The following is a 26,406-nucleotide window of genomic DNA, read 5'->3' as shown; positions in this document are numbered from 1 at the left end:
GAACATAGCAAGGGAATCATCGCCAAATGAAACACAGCAGTATTAGCATGATTAAGCGTTATTGGCGTAACACCATCATACTGATAATAGTGACTTGCTCACCCGCCAGTTACGCTAATCTTGATGCCCATGTCCATGGATTAGCACAAGTCACGATAGCGATAGAAGACCAGACGATTGAAATTGAAATAAGCGCTCCAGCGGCGGATTTAGTTGGTTTTGAACATGTGGCAAAAACGGAGAGTGACATAAAGTCCGTTGCGGATTTAGCAACAAAACTGGCTAAAGATGCCGATTTATTTGTGCTTAAAGCCGGAAATTGTAAACTTGTAAATAGCACTATCAATACCTCAAGCATGACAAACCAAAACCAAAACAGTGGCGTGACAGATAAGGTAAATAAGCCATCACATAATGACGGCCATAGTGAGGTTATTGCTCACTATCATTATCACTGTAAAAAAATAGAAAATTTATCCACTATTACTGTTACAGTATTTGAAAAATTCCCTAGTGTTGAAAAAATACAGGCTATGTGGGTTACCAGCACTCAACAAGGTGCTATCACCCTAAACATTAAAACAACATTATTAGTTTGAGATAAAAATGGTACATAACCTAGACGTCATTATAAAACATGCTGAACAAAACTGTAAAAGTCATGGTGCGCGATTAACTATCAAAAGAAAACAAGTATTGGCTTCATTAGTTCAATCCGAAAAAGCGCTGTCTGCATATGACTTAATCGAATTATACCTCACCAATTTTGGCGAAAAAATCCCCGCCATGTCCGTGTATCGCATACTGGATTTCTTAGAGAATGAGAACCTAGTCCATAAGCTCAATTTGGCCAATAAATATGTCGCGTGCTCGCACATTACCTGTAGCCATGATCATGGTGTTCCGCAGTTTTTGATTTGTAGTTCATGTAATCAGGTAAAAGAAATCACCATAAATAAATCAACTATCGCCGAACTTAAAAGTAATGTTGAGCAGGCCGGTTTTCACTTAGTTACCCCTCAATTAGAAATGAACTGTATATGTCATACCTGTTTATCAACAGCGGCTTAGCCCGATAGTGAGATAGCCCTCTTAACGAGTAAAGCAAAGTGTTTTACTCATATCTGCTGTATTTACAAACCGTTCACAGGATATAACAATGAAAGTCGTTCAAAAAATAACAGACCAGTTTTCAATTGGTTTGTCGCTATTATGCGCTGTACATTGTTTATTCTTACCATTATTACTGGTACTACTGCCAGGATTAGGGGCACTGCAACTCGACAATGAAGCCTTTCATTTATGGATACTCATCGCCGTTATTCCCATTAGCCTAATTGCATTGTCTTTAGGGTGTAAAAAACATAACAGTTTCAGATTGTTGATACTAGGCAGCACAGGGCTTATGTTACTTTTATTTGCTGCGATTTGGGGACATGAGTTAGTGGGAGATACTGGCGAAAAAGTACTGACATTAATTGGCTCCAGCCTTGTGGCTATTGCGCATTTTGTCAATTTAACCCGCTGTAAACGTAATCAATCACTGTGTAATAATGCCTAATGCCCGCTAAAGTCGCGTAATAAGGCTAATTTGCGTTAAGTCTGGATATTTTGTATCGGTGTACAAACATGATAAAGCTTGATCAACGTCTAATTCGATTTTGGACATTTTCGAGTTACGAAGTTCCGACAACGTTAAACTTTCAGATAGATTTTTCTATGTGAAAATTATTTGTTTACTAAAAATCTATGGCCAATTTTACTAAGCCAATACAACCTTTTACTCCATTAACTTGGTGAAAGTCTTATTAGGCGGGATATGACAACATGACAATTATCATATATTAAGTGTATAGCATTGCTGTTCCAACCAACGACCAAACGCTGTTATATCAGTCCTGTTAGAATTTAACTCACTATAGACAAAGTAAAAGTTATCACCAGTTTTCAATTCATGCATAGGAATTCTGACAAAATTCTGTTTATGAGATTGATCTACCGTCATATAGTTATTAATAAGCGTAATACCTAAATTGTAACGTGCCGCTTCTGCCGCGAATAGCACATGGCTAAATTGATTAACTTTTAGATCACTAGGTAGCTCAAACCCACCGGCTTTACACCATCGTAACCAATCATCGGCGATGTTTTGATTTGTGTCAGAATATCGCACAGACAATATCGGATGTTGCCACAATGCCTCAGGGAGTGGCTTATCTCTTATTTTTTCCCAAAGCTTTTGACCGCAAACAGGAAATAGCTTTTCAGTAAATAACAATTTACTTACAAAGTGACGTTTTGGTGGATTTACGGTAATAAAACAATCTGCGAATTGGTCATTAAAATCCGGCTGATCTGTGACCATATCTAAGGTTATTTCTATCTCTGGATACTGTTTACGGAAATCTTCTAATCGAGGGATTAACCAATTGACGGCTACTGAACTATAAAGTGCTAAACGAATATACCCAGGTTTACCGTGTCGAATAATCTGACTGGCATTAGACAGAATAGCTAGTGATTGACTGACTTCGGTGAAGTAACGCTCTCCAACTTCGGTTAATGAAACTGTCCGGCCTTGCCTGTAAAACATGGCTTCACCAAGATACTCCTCAAGCATTCGTACTTGATGACTCACCGCACTTTGAGTCACATTAAGACTTTCTGCTGCTTTTGAAAAACTATTAAGCCTAGCAACTGACTCAAAACATTGTACTGCGCGCAATGGTGGCAACTTCATTATTATCTCAGCTAATACTAAGTAATTTTATATCATTATACGTCATATCATTATATGAATATACTTCCTACTTAAGCACCTGATTTGCGTAATGGTATTTAATTTTTTACATTTTTAGAATAAATCGAGGGAAAAAATGCCGAAGATGAGTGTTGGGTTTGGAATGTTTTTATTGATTTTAGGAAATATTGTCGCCGTCATTTCGGATGCTTTAATAAAAAGCCTGCCGACTGGGGCTGCAGTGTATCAATTTGTTCTATTTAGACAATTAACAGCAGTATTGATGCTTTTGCCATTTTGCTTATTCAATACAAAAATCAAATTATTTAGTCATTTAAAATGGCACTTTGTACGTGGCCATGTTTGGTTATTTGGTGCCATATTCATGGTATTGTCTCTTCAAGCTCTACCTCTGGCAACTGTTAATGCAATTTTTTATACTGCCCCATTACTTATGTTACCGTTGGGTTTTTTATTTTATAGAGACACGTTAACCACCCCTACTATAACCGTATCGATAGCAGGGTTTATCGGCATTCTCGTCGTTGTACAACCGACACAAATTAGTTTGGCGGCTGTATTTGCACTTATAGTCGCGGTAACAATGGCTACAAATAATCTATTGGTTCGTAAACTTCCTCAGCACCACACTGTCGCTCAGACTTTATTCTTGACCAATCTAATGGGAATACCTTTTGCCTTTAGTTTAGCAATTTGGGAACACCAACCTTTGGATTGGTACCCGCTATTAACAGCGGCAAGCTCAAATTTATTCATTTTGATTTATGCAGGTATATGCGTCTTGGTATACCGAACAGTTGAAGCACATAAAATTTCTAGCGCTGAATATACTGGCTTATTAGGTGCCGTAATAGTGGGCATCATGTGGTTTGATGAAGTTCCTGATTTAAGTTTTGTGATAGGTTCAGCATTAATCATCTTACCTTTAGTTTGGTTAGCGACACTTGAATCTGTTAAGTATAAGAAGGAGGTTTGAATAAAGTAATCAAATTATTTCAAATTAAACGTCAAAACAGGCCTTAAAAACACATCAGATTGATGTGCAATGTTAACAATAAGTGAAGATAATTATGACTGATACTAAATTAGTGTTTAAAGATTACTGTGATTTATGTTTTGAAGAGTGCATTGCATTATTTGATAAAAATTGTCCCGAATTTTTCGCAAATAATGAAAGACAGGATTATGTTGAGTTCCTCGAAAAGCAGGGAAAAACTTATAAAGTTGGACAAATTGAAAGTGAAATCGTGGCCGTTTTTGGCTTGAATATCGACGAAAAAAATAACAGAGCAAATATTACATGGATCATGACTTGCCCATCAGTGCATGGGAAAGGTCTTGGTTCTCAAATGGTATCTTATGCAAAAAAAATCGCAGTTGATAATAATGTTACCCACATCGACATCGCAGCCAGTCATCTTTCGGCTGCCTTTTTTGAAAAATTTGGTGCAAAAAAGACGACTGAAATTAAAGATGGCTGGGGACCTAATATGCACAGAGTTGATATGGTGCTACCACTGCTCTAATGTCTAGTTATTAATTAGTTGGGTCAGAGTAATTAGTTGGGTGAATTAGTTGGGTCAGAGTAAACTTTAAAAAGGGACTGATGGGCACATGTTATTGAATGGCTTTTTCTTCCCTAAATGGCGTGCTCGATGATTATGTTCGAGGTTACCCAACTTTGTCCTTAAGTTTGATACTTTAATCTCCTTTATGCCTTTAATTCAATGTTTTACTTTGTTTTTATTGGTTTGGTTACTGAAGCCCACAACTTCAATCTAACCAATTGCCTGCCGCAGGCCTATGTGCAGATGATCCAGCGAGACGCCGGCTCTTGGTTTTAAAATCAGCATCCATGTGGGCTTAACCAAACCAATAACATCCATGTTAAACAGCCAGTTTGGCATCCATGCCTCTCGCTCAGAAATGTTTCACTTAGTGAAACTTCGCCCTGTTTTGGATACTCGCTGGCTCATCTGCACCCGAAATTTTCACATCTTCGATTTAACTTCATTTGTAACAATTCCATAAGAAAAGCTGGGATGTCCATTTTGAATTGAGGTCATCGAGACTCTTTATTCCGAGAACCCGTGAGCTTGGCATGGATGCCACGCTAGCTTTCGTTGGGCCATGGACGGCCAATCGGAAGCGTTAGGATATTTTTTATATTAGGTGACAATGGCCGACGCTGGATACAGATGAAGTTTAAAGCTGAATCGATCCCCATCGAAAATTATGCGCTTTTCAGCATTTTTCGTCTGGGGCGCTGAGGGTTTCCAAAGGGGCGCAAGCGTTTTGCCCCTTTGGTCTGGTGTGGGCGAAGCGCCACGACGTTGACTTTTTTCAAACTGGCAAACAAATTGAGCTTTTATCAACACAGTATTTAAGCGTCCGCTATTCGCTTTATGGCCTATCAATAAAAAAGATAGGCCATCAAATTATCAATAGATTACACGCAGACTCGCCCAAGTACTTGTTCTAGTTTATCTGAGGTTTTACTTTGAATTTGCGCACTTTCGACAACTACTTTTAACCCTTGGGACACTTCTTGGCTAAGGCGCGATATTTCATTGGCGCGCTGATTAATACTTTCAGTAGAGGACTGCTGGCCTTGAATACTGTAAGTCATATTACTGGCTACACTATCTAGCAAGCCATAAGCCTGTTCGATATCTTTAAATGCGCGGGTAACACGTTGACACTGTTCGACACTTCCATGGCTAATACGCTGACTTTCACTGATGCCATTCACGGCATTTTTAGCTTTGGTTTGTAACTGCTCAACAATAATTTGTATTTCGACCGTTGACTCTTGAGTACGGTGTGCAAGTGCTCTTACTTCATCAGCAACTACCGCAAAGCCTCGCCCTTGCTCACCAGCACGTGCTGCTTCAATGGCGGCATTTAATGCCAGTAAGTTAGTTTGCTCGGCAATACTTTTGATCACCTCAAGTACATTACCAATCTTTAAACTGTCTTGATTCAATAAACTGACATCATTGACCATACTCTCAATTCCGCTAGCTAAAGCGGTCATTGCCGTTTGATTTTCAATGGCATCTTTATTACCGATTTGCAGTAATTGGTGTACTTCTGCTGACGTTGACTTTAACTCGTTTGCATTAGAGGATAATTCAGTAGCGGTATGGGTAATTTCTTGCAGTGATAAGGTTATTTGTTGGTTTTCATGTACGCTTTTATCAACCGAACCTTCCGCTTGGTGCATTTGTTCGGTTAATACTTTAGCACCTTGTTTGAACGCTTTGGCATCGACTCGAATAACATCTAATATCACTTTCAAGCCTTCAACAAACTGGCTTAAGTCATTGGTGATCAATGCCAGTTCGTCAGCTTCATTATCTTTAAGCGGCCCTGCTGGCGCTTTTTCTGTATTAACCACCAGCTGTAAATATTGATGTAATTTAGCCAAACGTGCTTGTAAGTAATACTCCATTGACCATAATCCGATAGCCAGCTGACACACCAGCAATCCAATCAGTAAGCTTAATATCGTAGTCTTAGTTATTTCAGCGTCCAAAAAGCTAATAATGATTAAAAAAGGCACTATTGTTAATAAAATAGGCGCTAATAACTTACGGTGTATCGATTTTTGGAATGTCGTATTCATATTATTTTCCGATTATCTTGTTATTATTCTGCAATCTGGAGGGGCTGTGTTATCAATAATATTGGTGTTATTCATCATAAGGTAAATGCATTGTTAACAAGCTAGTTACATTGTATCGGCAAACAAGGGTGAAGTTAAACTAATAAACCCCAGCTCGGGATAATAAATCCATATCAAACAGATCTTTGCCCGCTAACTGCGTTGAATTCATTTGCAATAGCTCGCTATTGACGCATAAATTCGCCTTGTTAACAGCGCAATGCTCAAGTTTGAGGATAAACAGTTGAATTTTGGCTACTTCAATACCGTTTATTCATCTCTTAACCCGAGCTGAGGTTAATAAAATGTCATAAAAAAATACCACCTAATTGGTGATATTTTTTGATTGTTTTAACAACAAAAATCGGGTCAAGTTAGCCAAAGAAAAGTCGCCATAACCATGATGAATCAAGATCATCCTTACATGTTTGATATTGCTGAGCATAGCGCCTGGCGCGATCATCAACTTTTTGAGCAACGGGTGTTAACCATTTTTTGGCTTTATATGAACCACGTTTATAACCGCCCCAGCCTTCGTGATAATTGAGATACTGATTTTTCGCATCCCATTTAGACACGCCATTAATCTTATTGGTTTTATAAATAAACCAGCCCATGAAATCCATCGCATCATCAAAGTCGCTGCGGCTAGACCAGGAATTCCCAGTTTCTCGCACATAATCATCCCAGGTCATGGTTTTAGCCTGCGCATAACCGTAGGCATCGCTGGCACGCCCGGTAGGAATAAAGCCCAAAAAGTACTCCATGGGTGGAGCGGCGTTATGCTTGAATGAACTTTCTTGGTACATCATGGCTAAAGGAACATGCACAGGCACGCCCCACTTTTCACGGGTATCTACCGCAGCTTCATACCATGAACGATGTTGTTTAAAAATGGAGCAAAGGTTTTCAGGTTCAGCAGGAGGAGAGGTCGCACAACCGGATAATACAATTACACTACACAAACTGACCATGTATAAAAACGGTTTCATAGCACCTCAATTAGCTCACTTAATAAAAATTAAGTGTCACATCTATGGCTTGCTAATGCAATTTATGGTTTGAGATTTAGCTCACACTCAAAGAATTCTTGCTTAAATACCACGGGTTGCCAGAAGTCTTTATTACTACCAACGTAAATTTTGTCGGTATTCATTTGAGCGGCAATATGGTAACGCTGATCCGTTTCAACATTCACAGTTAAAGTTTTTGGACCTCGCGCGGACAGTGACACTTTTAGCTCAGGTGAGTTAATTAATTCCACTACCGTAAATTGATGCTCACCCGTTTGCAGCAAGTAATTAGGGCGAGAAATAACAGGCTCCCCATCTAAGTGGGTCACAATAGTGCGATAAAGGTACTGGGTTGCATCAGGTTTTATATAAGCAGACACAGTGCCACATTCAAGGCCATTGTCAGACGATGCACAACCAGACAGCAACATAATCGTTGCTGTTAGGCTGAGGAACACCCCTGATTGTAGGTTCAATCGTTTTACTGCACCCATCAGACTTTATCGCCCTTCATTATGCTTTACAGCCACTATACAACTCTGGCGAAGCAACTTCTTTAAAATATTCTTGCAGGAAAATATCAAAATTAGGCATAGATTCAGATTCTATCTGCAGCTGTTTGTCTAATGATGATTCTGCCTCATCTTTATATTGCTGCTCAATTTCATGACTTAATGGATAAGTGCATAAAAAATCATGGTAATTATTAGCGAGTTGTTTAACCCAGTCGCCATGATCCACATTTTTAGTGATAATTTCATTAAGGACACGGCCAGAAAGTGTTTGGCTAGGATCTTCAATCGCACCAGCCCAATGGCTTAATGCGTTTTGATAACTGTAGCCATGCTCACCGTCTAATAAAGTGGCGAGTCGAGACAAGTCAGCAAACAAATCGGTTAGCCACACTTTAATATCAATATCCTGGCCATTTTGCTTAAGCATTAGTCCAGGCTTACGTCCTTCTAACACTACAGCTTTTAGGTTTGCCGCAATTTCTTTCTCGCCTTGATCATCGGTCAGTGCTGACGGTGACAATAAGCAATACAGTAAGAATAAATCTAAAAAGCGTACTTGAGTGGCATCAATACCAACCGGGCTAAATGGATTAACATCCAGTGCTCGCACTTCAATATATTCAACCCCTGCACGCATCAGAGCCTGTGAAGGTTTTTCGCCCGATTTTGTCACGCGTTTAGCACGAATAGGCGAGTAAAATTCATTCTCAATTTGCAAAATATTATGGTTTAGCTGACGGTATTCTCCGTCCACATTAACGCCAATTTGTTCAAACTTTTTCGATGGCATTTTTATCGCAGCTTGTACGCCAGAAAGATACTCAGGTAATGTGTTATAACTGATATTTAGCGTGTCTTGCTCTTTATTGGTGTAGCCTAAATCACTCATGCGCAATGATGTTGCATAAGGTAAATAAAGCGTGCCTTTACCGGTTTTTTTAAAATCAAAATCAACGGTTTGATCTTTTACAAACGATGAACATAAGGCTGGAGTCGAGCCAAATAAATACGGTAATACCCACACTAAACGGCGATAGTTTCGAATTAAACCAAAATAAGATTCAGATATAAACTCACAGCGACTTAATGAATCTGAACGCATATGAGGATTATTAGACAATTTACTGTCAAATAAACGTTGCCATAATTCTGTTGATACCGAAAAGTTAAAATGCACCCCAGAAATTATTTGCATCAACGCACCATAACGATGAGTTAAGCCTTTTCTATACAGGGTTTTCATCAGGCCGTTGTTTGACACGCCATATTGCGCCACCGGAATATTTTTCACGCCGCCAACATAACAAGGCATGCTCACTGGCCATAATTTTTGACCATTTAAGTTCCGCACTGTGTAAGCATGGGTTTGCGTTAACTCTTCAAGCAACTCATCGATGTTATTGTGCACAGGGGTAATAAACTCAAGCAAAGCTTCACTGTAGTCAGTGGTTATTCTTGAATGTGTTAATGCAGAGCCCAAAGCTTGTGGGTGTAAATCTTGTGCCAACTGGCCGTTACCTTCGATACGTAAAGCTTCACGCTCAATACCACGGAGCATACCGAGTAAGGCTTCGCGCCCTTCGCTGTCGCCAAGTTGGTCGACAATTTCATTGAAAGATTTCAATATTCTATTCTCTATTGATTAATTCGCGTGATTAAATACGATTGATACCATTAGACCCGATGATACCCGAGATTATTACCAAATTGGCAAAAAAACTGTAAACAAAAACGGCAACAGAAATTCTGCCGCCGTTTTATCTGTTATTAATACTGATATTGGGGTAAATCAGATCAATTCAAGTCAGCTAGATTAAGCAATTAATTTACTATTTCAATTGGATAACCTAATGGCGCAAGTTGTGCCTCAATGACCTTTTTATCGCCAACCACTAATATCACCATAGTATTGATATCAAGTAGCGATTTAGCAAGTGAGTTTAATTCAGCGGTCGTCACGGAATTAATAATCTTAGTTTGCTGGGCGGTAAAATGATGGTCAAGCTGATAGCGCTGAATTTTACGAATAAACCCTGCCTTTTGATAAGGTGTTTCAAAGTCCAACGCTTGCCCTTGAGTAATAGAGTTGCGTAAAAATGCCAATTCAGCGTCATTCATACCTGATTGTTGATAGGTTTGAATTTCATTAATAAACTCGCTAATAGCGGCCCCTGTTACATCGCTTCGCACACTGGCGGTAGCAATAAACTCACCAGTGTCTTTCTGGCCATTAAAGCTGGTTCTGGCGCCATAGGTGTAACCTTTATCTTCGCGTAGATTTAAATTTATCCGGCTATTGAATGCGCCGCCTAACGGGTAATTCATCAAATTAGCTTTAAAGTAATCACCAGTCACATCATAGGTTAACGCACGCTTACCAATATTGATCACCGACTGCGCCGCATCTGGCTTATCGATAATATAAATGGTTGCAGGTTTCGCATGCACACGTTTATCAATAGGTGACAGCGCACTGGCATTACCCGCCCACTGACTAAATCCATTAAGCATAGGCATTACATCAGCTTTAGCTAAATCAGACACCAACACCATTTGCGCATTACCCGCGGTAAACTGCTGTTGATAAAAAGCTTTTACATCATCAAGCGTTAATGCAGATACCGTTGCGACTGTGCCTAAATCGCTACTGCCCATGGCATTATTATTGCCATACAGCAAAGCAGAAAAACCATTACTGGCCAGAAAACTCGGGTTAGTCATTGCTTGCTGTAGACTTTGTAATTGCTGTTGTTTAACCCGTTCAAAGTCTGCACTAACAAAACCGGGGTGGAATAAACGCTCTTCAACAATACTTAAGGTTGCAGCAAGATTTTTAGACAAACTAGACACTTGCACATAGGTTTGTGATTCACCTGCGCTAACACTGACACTTGAGCCTAACATTTCTAATGCTTGCGCTAATTCTTCAGTTGAACGCTTATTGCTTGATTCATTCATCATAGCCGCAGTTAGCTTGGCTAGTCCGGCTTTCTCAACAGACACAGTACGATGGCCGCCCTCAAGATAAATCACTAGCTCAACTGTTGGTGTTTCTTCATTTTCAGTACCCATCACCTCAATACCATTACTTAAAGACGCAGACCAAAGTGTCGGCACAGTAAGTTGTCGCGCATCACCCGTTGCAGGCATTAAGGTGCGATCGAAGCTTGATACTACTGGTTTAATATCAACCAGTCCCGTCACAGCATCCTCTGCAATGGCTAAGCTTTTGGGCGCAAAATTATCTGCTTTGGCAATTAATTGTGATTGGCCTTCAGGCACGACACTCATGACCACTTTGGGTTTATCTTTGATGTACTGATTAAATACCCGCATAACATCTGCTTTAGTCACACTGTTATAACGGGCTAAATCCTTAGCAACCCGATTAGGATCACCATAGAAGGTTTCATTTGAAGCTAAAGTCGACACCTTGCCAGCGACGCTTTGCAACCCAAAAATAGTACTGGCTTCAAACTGTACTTTAACCTTTTGTAAGTCTTCGTCAGTCACACCGCGTTGTTCAAACTCGGCAATAGACTCATTAATTTTAGCTTCTAATGTGTCTAATTTACCGCCATTGGCAGGGTTTGCTAGGGCATATAAGGTGAATTGACACATTAACTCCTGGCAGGGATGGCTAACCGAGGATTGTACTGCAAAGCCATCTTTTACCAGATTTTTATATAATAATGACGTTTGACCGCCGCCGATAATATTGGCCAGCAAATCTAATGCGGCTTCATCAGGATGACCTGCATACACTGTCGGCATACCCACATACAGCAAGGGCAGATGCACTTTATCTTCCATTGAAAGATAACGGGTTTTATCTAAGGTCACCGTAGTTTTAGCGGCAGCATCTACTTTAGGGCCAGAGGGAATCTCACCAAAATATTGACTAATCCAGGCTAAGGTTTGCGCTTCATCAAAATCACCACCAATGGTTAATGTGGCATTATTAGGCCCATACCAGCGCTGAAAAAAGTGCTTAACATCATCAACAGTGGCACGCTCAAGATCGTCTGGCCAGCCAATTACTGGCCATGAATAAGGATGTCCTTCAGGATAAAGGGCTTGTGCAAAGCGTTCACCTAGACGACCGTAGGGGCGGTTATCAATCCGCTGTGCCCGTTCATTTTTAACGGTCTCACGTTGTACTTCAAATTTTTCACTAGTTAAAGCAGGTAATAAGAATCCCATTCTGTCGGACTCTAACCAGAGCATTTTTTCTAACTGATTTTTGGGCACAGTTTCAAAATAATTAGTTCTATCGGAATTGGTTGTACCATTTAGTGTACCGCCCGCTTCGGTAACCACTTTAAAGTGTTGTTCATCCGCCACATTTTGTGAGCCCTGGAACATCATATGTTCAAATAAATGGGCAAAACCACTGCGTCCGGCTAATTCCCGTGCAGAGCCCACATGATAGGTTACGTCAACGTGTACAAGGGGATCTGATGTGTCTTGATGCAAAATCACCGTTAGCCCATTTGCGAGCTGATATTTTTTGTAAGGAATGCCAATGTTACTGTCAGCGATAGTAACCGCTTCAACTAGATTAACGCCTGCTGGTAAGCTTGTTTGCTGTGCGATTAGCTTAATGTCATCATTAACATTGTCTGCTGCACATCCGGTAATTGCCGCACTAATCGCGACCGCAAGTATCCACTTTTTCAAAAAACACACTCCTTGAGCTTACATAACTGCATTATCAAATTGCTGCCATAAATATAAAAACAATTAAACTATAGCGTACTGTTTTACCGATAAAAATCATTACTGTTGAGCTTACCACTGGTAATTTTAACCACCCAGCAATTAAGCATAAAATATCACCAATAAGCGGTAGCCAGGACAAGAGTAACGCCCATACGCCAAAACGTTCAAACCATCCCAGTGATCGCTGATAGTACTTATTATCAAAATCAGCTGGTGATTTTGCAAATCGTCCCGCTCGGCCTAAATAATAACTCGTGACGGCACCTAAGGTATTGCCCAAACTGGCAACAATCAATAAACCTAACCAAGGGTCACTGTTTTGCTGTAACAAACCAATAAGTAAAACTTCTGATCCCCCCGGTAACAAGGTGGCAGCTAAAAAAGCTCCAGAAAACATCAGCCATAACTCAGTCAAAATATACCCTTATGATTTTAAAATACTTTTTAATTTATAAACGCTTTATTTTAAAAGTTATTGCACAGTAAAAAACTTATAATTATATTAACATTGATATATATAATTATAAGTTATATCAAATTGACGTTGTTTGTCTTTATTTGCCTCTCTAGAATGCCATTAAATTTGATTCATCTGTCTAGAATGGGTAACTTACACCGCTGGTTCAAACCGCAATAGACGGATGAATTATGCATAACCGCCCATTCATCTTATCAATGCGCCTAACAATGACCATAAAATGAGAACCTCGATGATTTTAGACACCTTTAAACGTATTCCATTTTGGCAAAAAGTTCTCGCAGGCTTCATCTTGGGCACTCTTGCAGGTATCGCTTTGGGCGAATCAGCAATTGTGCTTAAGCCTCTTGGTGACCTATTTATTAGCGCGATCAAAATGTTGGTCGCCCCACTAGTCTTTTGCGCCATTGTGGTCAGCATTACCTCTTTAGGCAATCAAACCAACTTAAAGCGCTTAAGCTTGAAAACCTTAGGCCTATTTATGCTGACGGGCACGATAGCTTCATTTATTGGTTTAGCGGTTGGCAGCTTAATCGACATGGGTGGTTCACTTGAATTAGCCACTACCGAAGTGCGTGAACGTGACATTCCCGGATTTGCCCAAGTATTACTCAATATGATCCCGGTTAATCCATTTGCCTCTTTAGCGGAAGGCAAAGTGTTACAGATAATTGTGTTTGCAGCCTTAGTCGGTATTGCAATTAATGCCGTCGGTGAAAAAGCTGAACCATTGAAGAAGGTCATGGAAGCCAGTGCTGAAGTGATGTTTCAATTGACGCGCATGGTATTAAAACTGACCCCGATTGGTGTGTTTGGCTTAATGGCTTGGGTTGTAGGCGAATACGGTTTAAGTACTCTTTTACCGTTAGGTAAATTTATTATTGCCATTTATATTGCCGCATTAATTCACATTATTTTTGTTTATGGTGGGTTAATTAAATTTGCCGCCGGTTTAAGCCCGGTAAAGTTTTTCCGCAAAGCCATGCCGGCTCAACTAGTGGCATTTAGTACCGCATCTAGCTTTGGTACTCTACCTGCTAGTACACGTTGTACTGAAGCAATGGGCGTATCAAAACGTTACAGTGCCTTTGTACTGCCCTTAGGCGCGACCATGAACATGGACGGTTGTGGTGGTATTTACCCTGCTATTGCCGCTATCTTTATTGCTCAAATCTACGGTATCCCCTTAGATATGACTGATTACATGCTGATTGCCGTTACCGCCACCGTTGCCTCTGTAGGTACCGCTGGCGTACCCGGCAGTGCAATGGTGATGTTAACTGTTACCTTAGGCGTTATCGGCTTGCCCCTTGAAGGCATTGCATTTATTGCCGCCATTGATCGCATTATTGATATGATCCGCACCGCGACTAATGTCACCGGTGACATGATGACCGCGGTTGTTATAGGCAAAAGTGAAGGCCAATTAGACATTGAACAGTTCAACTCTGAAGACATACTTCATGAACAGAAAATAGCTTAACCAGCGTTGAAAGGACTTATGTTTGATTGAGTACCTTTAAGTCTGTTGATGCTAAAGCAATAAATGCCAATATCACGTTAATGATATTGGCATTTTTTATCGCCTATCCCGCAGTCTAATTCGGTTCATAATAGGGTTATTCTGCATGCGGTCTTTTTACATAACCTCATCTACAATAACGTCAAAATCTTATACTCAGGTAACAAAAAAACCAAAAATATCCTGCTAACATATTTATTTTTACAATAAGAGTCTTTGTTGCAAGGTGTTCGCTGAGTAAGAAAATGCGTATTTCATACTTACGCAGCATTCTTGTATAAAGCACAAAACAGTTTATCTAGAGCATATAAATGCAATATTAATATCATTAAACTGTCACGCAAGTTAACTAAATTGTCCGCTTTATATTACAGAATTCTATTAGGACGTTAGTTTATGAAGCGATTTACTCAAGGTAAAGCAACACTTTTAGTATCTGCAATTATGACCACAATGTTATTAACAGCATGCAATGGTGATGACGGGCAAACAGGTGCAGCGGGGACTAATGGCGCAAACGGAACTGATGGCAGTATAGGATTATCAGCATTAGTCGCGGTAACCCCCATTACGGCAGGTCATGCGCAATGCCCCTTTGGTGGACAACAAATTGAAACCGGATTAGACGCCAACAGTAATGGCGTACTGGAGTCTAGTGAAGTTGATAGCCTACAAACTCAAGTGATTTGTAATAACAACCTAAATACCCTGAGTGTTGATTTAGTCGGCCGTTATCAATCAGGTGTCTATGGACTTAGCGCCGCTGAAATCGTTGACTATCACTCGGCTAGCCAAAGCGCATTTGTGGTCAATGCCCAAAGTGGCAAGGTTGATGTGTTAGATTTATCACAATTGACTCAAACACCCGTTGAAGCTGAAGCTGGTTTCAGTTTAAATAATATCACCAAAAAAACTGAATTGAATATCAGCGGCGATACAGGGTTAACTCTATTAGGTGCAGTTAACAGTGTCAGTGTGTCGGGTAATTTATTAGCCACGGCCGTTGAACGTGCTGATTCATTAGGTAATGCGACTCAAGGCAATGGTATTGTTGCCTTTTATCAATTATCAGGCAGTGAATTACCTGTCTACTTATCGTTTGTTGAAGTGGGTGCGTTACCTGACAATGTCGCTTTCACGCCTGATGGTAGTGTGTTGTTAGTTGCTAATGAAGGTGAGCCGAACAGCGCTTATGATGTCGATCCTGAAGGGTCTATTGGGCTTATTGCCATCACCAATGGTGTACCGGCAACATCGGCTACCATGATTGATTTTAAAGATTTTAACCTAGGTGGTTTACGTCATGCTGAACTTAGCCCATTAATTAAAATCAATGGTCCAGGAGCTAGCGTAGCGCAAGACTTTGAACCTGAGTATATTTCAGTCTCTCCAGACAATCAATATGCTTATGTTAGTTTACAAGAAAACAATGCCATTGCGGTGATTGATATCAAGGCGACAAAGGTAAAAAATATTATCGCATTAGGCCTTAAGAATTTTGGCTTAGATACCAATAAAATAGACGCTAGTGATAAAGACGATGCGATAAACTTACAAGCTTACACTGGTGTTTATGGCATGTATCAGCCAGATACGATTGCCAGTTATCGCTGGAACAATGCTGACTTTATCGTGACAGCCAACGAAGGCGATGCTCGAGATTATGCAGGGTTTTCTGAAGAAGCTCGCGCTGCGGACCTAAGTTTAGACCCTAACCAGCCACAGTTTGCCACCGCACAAGATAAAACCCAACTGGGACGTTTAAAAGTAACCACCAGTATGGGCGATGACAATAATGACGGGTTAATTGATAAAATTGTTGCCTATGGTGGTCGTTCATTTTCAATTTGGACAGCTGATGGTCAACAAGTATTTGACAGTGCTGGTGACTTTGAGCGTATTACTGCAGTGTTATTAGGGATGAACTTTAATAATAACAACGATGAAAACAAAGGTGACAGCCGCAGTGACGATAAAGGACCAGAGCCAGAAGCTCTCGCTATAGGTCAGATTGGTTCAAATACTTATGCATTTATTGGTTTAGAACGCACTTCTGGATTTATGATTTACGACATCAGCAATCCTTTTGCTGTGTCATTCATAGATTACGTTCATAATCGTAACTTTGATGCTGATTTTGCCATTGATACCGACACTGGTGAAGTTGAAGGTGATGCATCAATGGCCGGTGATTTAGGTCCTGAAGGGATGAAATTTATTGCTAGCCAAAACAGCCCAACAGGAGTGCCACTACTACTTATTGGTAATGAAGTCAGCGGCACAACTGCAGTATATCAATTACGATTACAGTAAGGTCATTGCCTCACTCAAGTAGATCCTAAATATATAAGGTTTACTTATCGCTACATAATACAAAACGCCAAGCATAATTTGCTTGGCGTTTTGTATTTATCCCTATTTTATAGAGATCGGCTATTAAATTTAAATTTCAACAAAAATAGTTACTGGATTATTCGTCATCTAGTGACATAGCTTCTTTTATTTCATCACTACCAAAACCTTTACGGAATAAATACGCATACGCTTTCGACTTTTCTTTGTAATCCGATAAGTTATAACGTTTTTTAGCTAGCTGATCTTTACAGCTTTGATAGAAATCAACCTCTTCAGTTAAGGTTAACTGGTAAAGGGTTTCTTCAAAATCAGTCACGTCAATCAATCGCTGTTTAAGTTCCTGCAAGATAAGTGTTTTACCTTTGCCCTTGTTAAATAGCTTGATGATTTCTGTTGTTAAATCAACTTTGTCAGCTTTTATCGCCAGCTTACTGCGCAATGTGTCACTTTCAGGGTGGTGGGATAATGCATGATCAATTTCTGCGCGTGAAAATCCTTTTGTAGTCATCTGGGTATAGACTTTTTCTTTACTGGTGCCATTAAAGTTATCAAATCTATTAAGTAGTCTAGACGTGGCCATTTCAAAGGTATCGACCTGTTGCTCGTGCATTACTTGCTCTATTGCTGTTTCAATGTCTGTTGCTGATAGACCGCGCAGTTGTAGTTTGCGCCTTATTGCGCCTGCACCTAGCTCACTGCTAAAGGCCGACTGGCAATAACGTACAGCGAAGTCGAAGTCATTTTTTAAATAACCACTTTCTACTAGTCTAGCCAGTACGATATCAATCCATTGTTGATTATCAGTTTTACGCGCTAGCTTGGTGCGAATTTCATTAATAGTGAAGTCTTGCTGACCAAGATGCCAGTAAGCACTGTTAAAGACATTATCGATAGTTTTGGCTTGACGTAATGGGGCACGCTGCATAGAAATGGGTCTTTAAGTAACAAGTAATCTCAAACAGTGTAGCAGTTATGGCTAATGATGATTAAGCAAAAAATAAGGCCAGTACATGATGTACTGGCCTTATTTTAATAATATCGACACAGATTTCTAAACGCTACTTTAATGTGTAGATATATAACTTTAAAACGATATTAGCCTAATACCGCTAACAAGACCCCTGCAGCAACGGCACTGCCTAACACACCAGCCACATTCGGGCCCATAGCATGCATCAACAAGAAGTTTTGATGATTAGCTTCCAAGCCAACCTTGTTAACCACTCGGGCCGCCATAGGCACGGCTGACACACCTGCTGCGCCAATTAATGGGTTAACCTTACCGCCAGATAACTTACACATTAACTTAGCCATCAACACGCCTGTAGCGGTACCAATAGAAAATGCCACTGCACCTAGAAGTAAAATGCCTAAGGTTTCAATTCGTAGAAATTGATCAGCTGACAGTTTAGATCCCACAGCTAACCCTAAGAAGATAGTGACAATATTGATAAGTTCGTTTTGTGATGTTTTAGATAGACGGTCAACTACACCCGATTCACGCATCAAATTACCCAAACAGAACATACCTACAAGTGGCGTGGCGGCAGGTAAAAACAAAATGGTTAACCCAACTACCATTAACGGGAAAATAATTTTTTCACGCTTACTGACTTCGCGAAGCTGCTCCATTTTAATGCTACGTTCAGCAGGAGTAGTTAACAACCTCATAATAGGCGGTTGAATTAAAGGCACTAACGCCATGTACGAATATGCAGCTACCGCAATTGCGCCTAACAAATCTGGCGCGAGCTTGGAGGCCAAAAAGATAGCTGTGGGGCCATCTGCGCCACCAATAATGGCAATAGCAGCCGCATCTTGCATAGTAAACTCAAAACCTGGCACCCAATTTAATGCTATCGCACCCAACAATGTGGCAAAGATACCAAACTGTGCTGCGGCCCCTAAAAGTAACGTTTTAGGGTTAGCAATTAAGGCTCCAAAATCGGTCATAGCGCCAACGCCCATAAAGATCAATAACGGAAAAACTCCCGTTTCAATTCCAATATGGTAAGCGTACCAAAGTAAACCACCTTCGTCGGTAAAGCCTGCATTGGGAATGTTGGCTAAAATGGCGCCAAAGCCGATAGGCAATAATAACAAAGGCTCAAAGCCACGTGCGATGGCAAGATAAAGTAATAAACACCCTACGCCCATCATTAATACTTGCCCACCGGTGAAATGAGCAATACCTGTTTCGCCCCAAAAGGCCATTAATCCTTCCATAATGTCCTCTTACGCCAAATCTAATAATGCTGAGCCAACCGTGACACTGTCGCCTTGCTTAACCGCAAGATTAGTGACCACACCGTCTTCGTTCGCACGCACTTCAGTTTCCATTTTCATAGCTTCAAGAATGATAACCACTTCACCGGCTTTAATCGCTTGACCATTAGCCACAAGCACTTTAAATATATTACCCGATAGTGGCGCTGTCATACTGTATTTAACTGCACCAGTAGGCGCTGAGACGACTTGAGTAGGGGTAGCAGCATTAGAAGTAGCCACAGGCACTATTTGACTGATCTCACCCCCTGGCTTACCTGAACAACAAAACTTTGACCTTCTACATTAACGGTATAGGTTTCAGGGCCTTTTTCTTTATCCACTTTAACCACTAAATCATCTGCTGAGGGCACAGGTTCAAAGGCATCAGGGTTACCCCGATTTTGTAGAAACTTAAGACCAATTTGATTAAATAAAGCATAGGTCATTACATCGTCGTCAGACTCAGCTGCCAAAGTAAAACCTTCTTCTTGGGCTTTAGCAGCAAGCTCTGTTCGGAGCTTATCAAGTTCAGGGGCGATTAAATCAGCTGGACGACAAGTGATAGCTTTTGCTCCATTTAACACACGAGCTTGTAGCTCAGCATTAACCGGAGCAGGTGTCGCGCCATATTCACCTTTTAACACACCTTCGGTTTCTTTAGTCATCGATTTGTATCGTTCACCCATCAACACATTGATAACCGATTGAGAGCCAACAATTTGTGATGTTGGTGTCACTAAAGGTAAGAAACCTAAGTCTGCACGTACCCGTGGGATCTCAGCTAACACGGCATCCATCTTATCTGCAGCGCCTTGCTCTTTTAGCTGATTTTCCATGTTAGTTAACATGCCACCTGGCACTTGGGCGCGTAAAATACGTGAATCAATTCCCTTAAGTGCACCCTCAAAACGAACGTACTTTTTACGTACTTCACGGAAATAAGCGGCTATCTCTTCCAAGAGCACCATATCGTAACCAGTGGCCCTATCGGTATCTTCTACCATGGCCACTAACGTTTCGGTTGCGCTGTGGCCGTAGGTTTGGCTCATTGAAGAGATTGCAGTATCAAGCACATCAACACCCGCCTCGATGGCCTTTTGGTATGTCGCTGTGCTAAGACCTGTTGTCGCATGACAATGCATCGATACCATTAAGTCAGTTTGCGACTTTAAGCGGCTAATTAAGTCATAAGCTTGCATCGGCTTAAGTAAGCCAGCCATATCTTTAATACATAATGAATCCGCGCCCATGTCTTCTAAGCGCTTAGCCATATCAACCCAAGTATCCAGGGTATGTACTGGGCTAGTCGTAAATGAAATCGTTCCCTGCGCGTGGCCACCTACATTTTTAACCGCTTTAACGGCGGTTTCTAAGTTACGCACATCATTCATGGCATCAAAAATACGGAATACATCTACACCATTGGTATGAGCACGCTCAACAAAACGGGTAACAACATCATCAGCATAATGACGATACCCTAATAAATTTTGTCCACGTAACAACATTTGCTGTGGCGTGTTTGGCATGGCCTTTTTGAGTTCACGAATGCGATCCCACGGGTCTTCGCCTAAATAGCGAATACATGAATCGAAAGTAGCGCCACCCCATGATTCTAATGACCAATAACCCACTTTATCCAGCAAAGGAGCAATGGGTAACATGTCATCAATACGTAAGCGTGTTGCAAGTAGAGATTGGTGGGCGTCACGCAGGACGACATCGGTGAGTAATAACGGCTTGCTCATAAAAGCTCCCAAAATAAATCTTACGCGCGATATTGATGAATCGCAGAAGTAATAGCGGCGACTAACTTAGGATTTAATCCTGTCGTTGATCCTGTGTTGATCTTTGGCTCTGGTGTTGGCTCAATAGGAACTGGACTGTATTTAGCCACTATTCCAATGCCGACAATTAAAATACTCAAGAAAATGAACACTAAGCCCATTCCCATCACCATAATGCCAAGCGCATCAACTAATTGTTGGCTGATCGATGCCATAGTCCCTCACTGTAATAAATACGACAAATGTGTTCCATTGGGTAACATGCCAAGCTTTGACATGCGTATTAAGGCATGATGACTCGCGGCCTCGTTATTTCGCATTCTTTTATTCAAAACCATTTTCAGAATAAATATTCAATTAATACTTAACCAGCTAATCAAGCCAACTTTAACAGAAACTGAATTCATATCCATTTTAACGACTTCTTATGTTACAAAATATACACAAATCATAACAAAATCACTATCCAACTGTAAAATGGTCTTACCATAAATAATTACCAAAAATAGAAACAAATACGAATTTGATAATAAAAGCAGCTGTTAACTAAGAATTACATAATAAATCTCACTTCCCCTCTGGCACACAAGAGTGTTACATCATTGTTAATCAAACTAAACAGGCAACCACCAACGATTTACCGCCACTTATTTTCTCCAATCTTGATCGTTGAATAAAAATTTACTAAACATAAAAATAAAGTCACTACTTTGTGATGGCGTTCATTATTTCTAGTGATCAAAGATGATAAGTAGATTGAAAGATCACCAGAATGTCTATCGAAGATGAATATGGATGATTAGACGCAGCTAAATGGAATGATTAGAAATCGAAGGCAAAAAAAAACCTGCTAATTAATAGCAGGTTTTTTTAATGTGGTGCGCGTGGGAGGAGTCGAACCTCCGACCGCCTGGTTCGTAGCCAGGTACTCTATCCAGCTGAGCTACACGCGCAAAATCTTACTTAGTACTTAATGCCATCATTACATCAGATTAAAGTGCAGTGCACTATAACATCAATGAATGAATGGCGGAGAAGGAGGGATTCGAACCCTCGATGGGAGTTAAAGCCCATACTCCCTTAGCAGGGGAGCGCCTTCGGCCACTCGGCCACCTCTCCGTCAAATATGGTGCGCGTGGGAGGAGTCGAACCTCCGACCGCCTGGTTCGTAGCCAGGTACTCTATCCAGCTGAGCTACACGCGCAAATTTTTTCTATACAGTCTTTCTATTTTGAATGGTGCGGATGGAAGGAGTCGAACCTTCGACCGCCTGGTTCGTAGCCAGGTACTCTATCCAGCTGAGCTACATCCGCATTCAAAATCACAACAATAGAAATGGTGCGGATGGAAGGAGTCGAACCTTCGACCGCCTGGTTCGTAGCCAGGTACTCTATCCAGCTGAGCTACATCCGCATCGATTTAACTATTGTAAGAAATGGCGGAGAAGGAGGGATTCGAACCCTCGATGGGAGTTAAAGCCCATACTCCCTTAGCAGGGGAGCGCCTTCGGCCACTCGGCCACCTCTCCGTTTTCTTGGCGCACATATTACTGTTTGCCGAAAATAAGTCAAACCCTTTTTCCAAACCACTAACCATTTGAACTGTTTTTAAGCACATTGAGGGGTTTAACAGCAAATAAGACTCCAAATGCTCTACTTATTAAGTGAATAAATAATATTAGCTAAATAAAATACTTTCTCACCTATTACAATATTTGCAGTCAAGCTAAACAAAACTTTACCGCGTGTAAAAACAAAAAAGTCAGCAAATGCTGACTTAGTCGTTTCAATATCTAACAAAAACTGCTTAGAAGTTACCGCCATCAGATGAGTCTGACTTTTCAGATTGGATCCGTTGGTAAATCTCTTCACGGTGAACAGATACTTCTTTGGGTGCATTGACACCAATACGTACTTGGTTACCCTTAACACCTAATACTGTGACAGTGACTTCATCACCAATCATCAATGTTTCGCCTACACGACGAGTCAAAATTAGCATATTGGTTACTCCTTTAGTTCACACTGCATAACACGCTTTGTCCGTAATATGCGTTATTATAGGGTTTGCTCAGTAAAAGTCATAGTAACTTCAAATACAAAGTTTGACTATTAAGCATATATAATTCAAAAATTAACAAATGAGCTAATACCAACATAAAAGTGCATCGACATTAGATCATACAAAATGACAATTACGATAAATAGTTAACAAACCCGTTATGCACGACATATTAAACCATTTTCGAACCAACTTAAGCGTTAAGTTAACCGCGCTGTGATAGTGACCAGCAGCAAAACTGTGTTAACTATGCCAAAAGTGTCAATGACACTCAAGCCTTAAAGTGTAATAACCCTGCTTTAAGACTTGATTTAAGTATTATTTTTCGTTCACGGCTATTGTTTAGCCTAAGCGTTCAGTCAACCAAGGTAACACTAAAGCTAATGCGGCATCTAAGTTCTCAGGCTGAGTGCCACCCGCTTGTGCCATATCTGGGCGTCCACCGCCTTTACCGCCGACTTGCTGAGCAATCATAGCCACCAACTCACCGGCTTTAATTTGCTTGGTTAAATCATTACTGACACCCGCAATCAAATTAACTTTACCTTCTGTGGCAACACCTAATACGATAACGGCAGACTTTAACTTTTGCTTAAGCTCATCTTGCAAACCACGTAATGATCCAGCATCAACACCTTCAAGCTTTTTCACTAGGACTTTAATACCATTTATCTCAATAGCATCACCTGCTAAATCAGCACTTGCTGCAGCGGCAAGCTTATCTTTCATTTGCGATAAATCTTTTTCAAGCTGTTTCACTTTATCTAGCTGCGCTTTTAATTTAGTGATAACAGAAGCACTGTCTGACTTAAGTAACGCAGCGGCTTCTTCTAACTGGGCCTGTTGATCTGCCACATACGCCAATGCAGCAGCACCTGTAACAGCTTCAATACGACGCACACCTGCTGCAATGCCGCTCTCAGAGGTTAATTTAAATAAACCAATGTCACCCGTACGACCTACGTGCGTACCGCCACATAACTCAATAGAGAAGTCACCCATGGTAACAACACGCACTTGTGCATCATACTTCTCGCCAAATAACGCCATTGCACCTTTTTCTTTGGCTTCATCTATACACATTTCTTGGGTATTTAATTGATGATTTAGACGAATTTGAGTATTAACTAACTCCTCAATCTCTTTAATTTCAGCCGGCTTGACACCTTCAAAATGTGAGAAGTCAAAACGTAGACGCTCAGGATTAACTAAGGAGCCTTTTTGAGTCACATGACTGCCTAATACTTGACGAAGTGCAGCATGAAGTAAGTGAGTCACTGAATGGTTAAGTTCAGTGCTTTGACGCAGTTTTTTATCCACTAATGCCGTTAACTTAGCGCCTACTTTTATACTGCCCTGAGTCAGTTTTCCCTGATGGCCAGTTGCCTGGCCAAATTTCTGTGTATCATGGACCTCAAAGCTAACGCCTTGTGTACTTAGCACACCTTGGTCACCAACTTGTCCACCAGACTCTGCGTAGAAAGGTGTGTTATCGAGTACCAGCACAGCTTCCTGACCAGCTGTTACTTCGCTCACTTCATTACCATCAACGTACAAAGCAACTACGGTCGCATCACCGGTTAAGCCTTGATAACCACAAAATGCGGTTTGCTTATCAATAATCAATTGCTTGTTGTAATCAGTACCAAAGTTACCAGCAGCTTGCGCACGGCTTCGTTGCTCAGCCATTGCCGCTTCAAAACCAACTTCATCAACAGTAATATCACGTTCGCGGCATACGTCTGCGGTTAAATCCACAGGGAAGCCGTAGGTATCGTAAAGTTTAAATGCGGTGTCTCCATCAAGCACTTTGCCTGATAAGCTATTAAGCGCGTTATCAAGTAGCCCTAAACCACGCTCTAACGTGCGGGCAAATTGCTCTTCTTCAGCTTTTAGGGCTTTTTCAACAATTGCTTGCATTGCAGCTAAGCCTTTAGCTGCATCACCCATAACGTTGATTAAGGTAGGCACAAGCTTATAGAAAAACGCATCCGTAGCGCCAAGCTTATTACCATGACGTACTGCGCGGCGAATAATACGACGCAGTACATAACCACGGCCTTCATTAGAAGGTAAAACACCATCCGCAATCAGGAAAGAGCAAGAACGAATATGATCAGCTATTACGCGTAATGATTTATTTTCTAAATCAGTAACGTTAATTATTTCAGCTGTTTTAGCAATAAGTTGCTTAAAGATATCAATTTCATAATTTGAATGTACTCCCTGCATGATAGCTGCAATACGCTCAATTCCCATGCCGGTATCTACCGACGGCTTAGGCAAAGGTAACATCTCACCGTCTGCTTGACGGTTATATTGCATAAATACGATGTTCCAAATCTCGATAAAACGATCGCCATCTTCTTCAGGTGAACCAGGACGTCCGCCCCAAATATGATCGCCATGGTCATAGAAAATTTCAGAACATGGACCACAAGGACCGGTATCACCCATTTGCCAGAAATTATCCGACGCATAAGCCCCACCTTTGTTATCGCCGATGCGGATAATATTCTCAGCAGCTACGCCAATTTTGTTGTTCCACAGTTCAAACGCTTCATCATCGGTTTCATAAATGGTCACGCATAAACGATCTTTTGGTAGTTTCAATGTTTCAGTTAAAAAGGTCCACGCAAAACGGATCGCTTCTTCTTTGAAGTAATCACCAAAACTAAAATTACCTAGCATTTCAAAAAAAGTATGGTGACGTGCGGTATAACCCACGTTATCTAAATCATTATGCTTACCACCGGCTCGAACACAGCGCTGTGATGTCGTCGCACGAGTGTAGCTGCGTTTATCCATCCCCAAGAACACATCTTTAAATTGGTTCATGCCGGCATTGGTAAATAGCAGTGTTGGGTCGTTAGTTGGAACTAGCGAACTACTGTCTAAAACTTGATGTCCGTTATCTTCAAAGTACTTTAAAAAAGCACTTCTTAACTCTGCAGTGGTCTGAAACATGGATGCGTCCTGATATAGAGAATACAAAAGTGTCTAGCTTGCTATACAAGCCAGTAAATGAGGGCATTATATACTGAATTTACGCAAAAATGCGAGATGAGTAAGGCGATTATCATCTGAACAATATTCGATTAGCTTATCGCAAAATATGAGTGCTGTGGCATAAGATTAACAATCTTCTCAATTAGCTATCAATCTGAATATAGGTGCGTAAACACTCGCTTTAAGGTAATTTGTAGTTAAACAGTCCTTCATATATTACAGCTAGTATTACATCTAGGCTTTAACTT

The 26,406-nt window shown here is 40.8% G+C and carries 19 protein-coding genes, 6 tRNA genes and 1 pseudogene; 7 read left to right on the top strand and 19 right to left on the bottom strand.

Annotated features, from left to right (window positions below):
• The first annotated feature begins 26 nt into the window (after window positions 1-26).
• The 3 genes from ACRWQN_RS07280 to ACRWQN_RS07270 all read left to right on the top strand — a co-directional run bounded on the left by ACRWQN_RS07280 (window position 27) and on the right by ACRWQN_RS07270 (window position 1,561).
• Entirely contained in the window at window positions 27-599 is a 573-nt protein-coding gene (locus tag ACRWQN_RS07280; RefSeq protein ID WP_434940321.1) for a DUF2796 domain-containing protein, read from the top strand.
• Window positions 600-606: 7 nt separating this feature from the next.
• Window positions 607-1,071 (top strand): Fur family transcriptional regulator, encoded by a 465-nt coding sequence (locus tag ACRWQN_RS07275; protein ID WP_434940320.1) that lies wholly within the window; start codon window positions 607-609, stop codon window positions 1,069-1,071.
• A gap of 88 nt (window positions 1,072-1,159) precedes the next feature.
• Window positions 1,160-1,561: a MerC domain-containing protein gene (locus ACRWQN_RS07270; RefSeq protein ID WP_434940319.1), complete on the top strand. Its 402-nt coding sequence runs from the start codon at window positions 1,160-1,162 to the stop codon at window positions 1,559-1,561.
• Window positions 1,562-1,837: 276 nt separating this feature from the next.
• On the opposite strand, the gene ACRWQN_RS07265 is transcribed toward ACRWQN_RS07270, so the two are convergent.
• On the bottom strand, window positions 1,838-2,740 hold the full coding sequence (locus ACRWQN_RS07265; RefSeq protein ID WP_434940318.1) for a LysR substrate-binding domain-containing protein: 903 nt from the start codon (window positions 2,738-2,740) through the stop codon (window positions 1,838-1,840).
• A gap of 136 nt (window positions 2,741-2,876) precedes the next feature.
• On the opposite strand from ACRWQN_RS07265, the gene ACRWQN_RS07260 reads away from it, so the two are divergent.
• Together ACRWQN_RS07260 and ACRWQN_RS07255 are read left to right on the top strand one after the other, a co-directional pair.
• Entirely contained in the window at window positions 2,877-3,737 is an 861-nt protein-coding gene (locus ACRWQN_RS07260) for a DMT family transporter (protein ID WP_434940317.1), read from the top strand.
• 94 nt (window positions 3,738-3,831) lie between these two features.
• Complete coding sequence (locus ACRWQN_RS07255) at window positions 3,832-4,287, top strand: GNAT family N-acetyltransferase (RefSeq protein WP_434940316.1); 456 nt, start codon at window positions 3,832-3,834, stop codon at window positions 4,285-4,287.
• Between the two features lie 923 nt (window positions 4,288-5,210).
• Here the strand turns inward: ACRWQN_RS07255 and ACRWQN_RS07250 are convergent.
• The 6 genes from ACRWQN_RS07250 to ACRWQN_RS07225 all read right to left on the bottom strand — a co-directional run bounded on the left by ACRWQN_RS07250 (window position 5,211) and on the right by ACRWQN_RS07225 (window position 13,093).
• On the bottom strand, window positions 5,211-6,389 hold the full coding sequence (locus ACRWQN_RS07250) for a methyl-accepting chemotaxis protein (protein ID WP_434940315.1): 1,179 nt from the start codon (window positions 6,387-6,389) through the stop codon (window positions 5,211-5,213).
• A 413-nt stretch (window positions 6,390-6,802) separates the two neighbouring features.
• Entirely contained in the window at window positions 6,803-7,420 is a 618-nt protein-coding gene (locus ACRWQN_RS07245) for a hypothetical protein (RefSeq protein WP_434930241.1), read from the bottom strand.
• Window positions 7,421-7,482: 62 nt separating this feature from the next.
• The gene (locus ACRWQN_RS07240; protein WP_434940314.1) at window positions 7,483-7,935 is read right to left on the bottom strand and encodes a hypothetical protein; all 453 of its coding nucleotides are present in this window, start codon (window positions 7,933-7,935) and stop codon (window positions 7,483-7,485) included.
• 19 nt (window positions 7,936-7,954) lie between these two features.
• Window positions 7,955-9,580: a glutamate--cysteine ligase gene (gene gshA, locus ACRWQN_RS07235; RefSeq protein WP_434940313.1), complete on the bottom strand. Its 1,626-nt coding sequence runs from the start codon at window positions 9,578-9,580 to the stop codon at window positions 7,955-7,957.
• A gap of 197 nt (window positions 9,581-9,777) precedes the next feature.
• Entirely contained in the window at window positions 9,778-12,636 is a 2,859-nt protein-coding gene (locus tag ACRWQN_RS07230; protein WP_434940312.1) for a M16 family metallopeptidase, read from the bottom strand.
• Window positions 12,637-12,670: 34 nt separating this feature from the next.
• Complete coding sequence (locus ACRWQN_RS07225; RefSeq protein ID WP_434928612.1) at window positions 12,671-13,093, bottom strand: YqaA family protein; 423 nt, start codon at window positions 13,091-13,093, stop codon at window positions 12,671-12,673.
• 295 nt (window positions 13,094-13,388) lie between these two features.
• Between ACRWQN_RS07225 and ACRWQN_RS07220 the strand changes: the two genes are divergently transcribed.
• Together ACRWQN_RS07220 and ACRWQN_RS07215 are read left to right on the top strand one after the other, a co-directional pair.
• Entirely contained in the window at window positions 13,389-14,639 is a 1,251-nt protein-coding gene (locus ACRWQN_RS07220; protein ID WP_434940610.1) for a dicarboxylate/amino acid:cation symporter, read from the top strand.
• Between the two features lie 435 nt (window positions 14,640-15,074).
• Window positions 15,075-16,991 carry a choice-of-anchor I family protein gene (locus tag ACRWQN_RS07215; RefSeq protein WP_434940311.1) on the top strand — a complete coding sequence of 639 codons (1,917 nt, stop codon included), beginning with the start codon at window positions 15,075-15,077 and terminating at the stop codon, window positions 16,989-16,991.
• Between the two features lie 157 nt (window positions 16,992-17,148).
• On the opposite strand, the gene ACRWQN_RS07210 is transcribed toward ACRWQN_RS07215, so the two are convergent.
• The 12 genes and pseudogenes from ACRWQN_RS07210 to alaS form a co-directional block, all read right to left on the bottom strand.
• Window positions 17,149-17,958: a RecX family transcriptional regulator gene (locus ACRWQN_RS07210; RefSeq protein ID WP_434940310.1), complete on the bottom strand. Its 810-nt coding sequence runs from the start codon at window positions 17,956-17,958 to the stop codon at window positions 17,149-17,151.
• 170 nt (window positions 17,959-18,128) lie between these two features.
• Window positions 18,129-19,259 carry a sodium ion-translocating decarboxylase subunit beta gene (locus ACRWQN_RS07205; protein WP_434928608.1) on the bottom strand — a complete coding sequence of 377 codons (1,131 nt, stop codon included), beginning with the start codon at window positions 19,257-19,259 and terminating at the stop codon, window positions 18,129-18,131.
• Window positions 19,260-19,268: 9 nt separating this feature from the next.
• Window positions 19,269-21,049, bottom strand: a pseudogene (oadA, locus tag ACRWQN_RS07200) (sodium-extruding oxaloacetate decarboxylase subunit alpha).
• A 20-nt stretch (window positions 21,050-21,069) separates the two neighbouring features.
• Complete coding sequence (locus ACRWQN_RS07195) at window positions 21,070-21,303, bottom strand: OadG family transporter subunit (RefSeq protein WP_226410644.1); 234 nt, start codon at window positions 21,301-21,303, stop codon at window positions 21,070-21,072.
• Window positions 21,304-21,964: 661 nt separating this feature from the next.
• Window positions 21,965-22,041, bottom strand: a tRNA-Arg gene (locus ACRWQN_RS07190).
• Between the two features lie 74 nt (window positions 22,042-22,115).
• A tRNA-Ser gene (locus ACRWQN_RS07185) sits at window positions 22,116-22,207 on the bottom strand.
• Window positions 22,208-22,215: 8 nt separating this feature from the next.
• Window positions 22,216-22,292: transfer RNA gene (locus tag ACRWQN_RS07180), tRNA-Arg, on the bottom strand.
• A gap of 32 nt (window positions 22,293-22,324) precedes the next feature.
• Window positions 22,325-22,401: transfer RNA gene (locus ACRWQN_RS07175), tRNA-Arg, on the bottom strand.
• A gap of 23 nt (window positions 22,402-22,424) precedes the next feature.
• Window positions 22,425-22,501 (bottom strand) — tRNA-Arg (locus ACRWQN_RS07170).
• Window positions 22,502-22,524: 23 nt separating this feature from the next.
• Window positions 22,525-22,616, bottom strand: a tRNA-Ser gene (locus tag ACRWQN_RS07165).
• A 278-nt stretch (window positions 22,617-22,894) separates the two neighbouring features.
• The gene (csrA, locus tag ACRWQN_RS07160; protein ID WP_434928607.1) at window positions 22,895-23,089 is read right to left on the bottom strand and encodes a carbon storage regulator CsrA; all 195 of its coding nucleotides are present in this window, start codon (window positions 23,087-23,089) and stop codon (window positions 22,895-22,897) included.
• Between the two features lie 402 nt (window positions 23,090-23,491).
• Window positions 23,492-26,116 carry an alanine--tRNA ligase gene (gene alaS, locus ACRWQN_RS07155; RefSeq protein ID WP_434940309.1) on the bottom strand — a complete coding sequence of 875 codons (2,625 nt, stop codon included), beginning with the start codon at window positions 26,114-26,116 and terminating at the stop codon, window positions 23,492-23,494.
• Window positions 26,117-26,406 lie beyond the last annotated feature (290 nt).

The organism is Shewanella sp. HL-SH8 (assembly GCF_051165765.1).
Lineage (GTDB): Bacteria > Pseudomonadota > Gammaproteobacteria > Enterobacterales > Shewanellaceae > Shewanella > Shewanella glacialimarina.
Note: the sequence above shows the minus strand (reverse complement) of the source record. Positions and strands in the feature narration are given on the sequence as shown.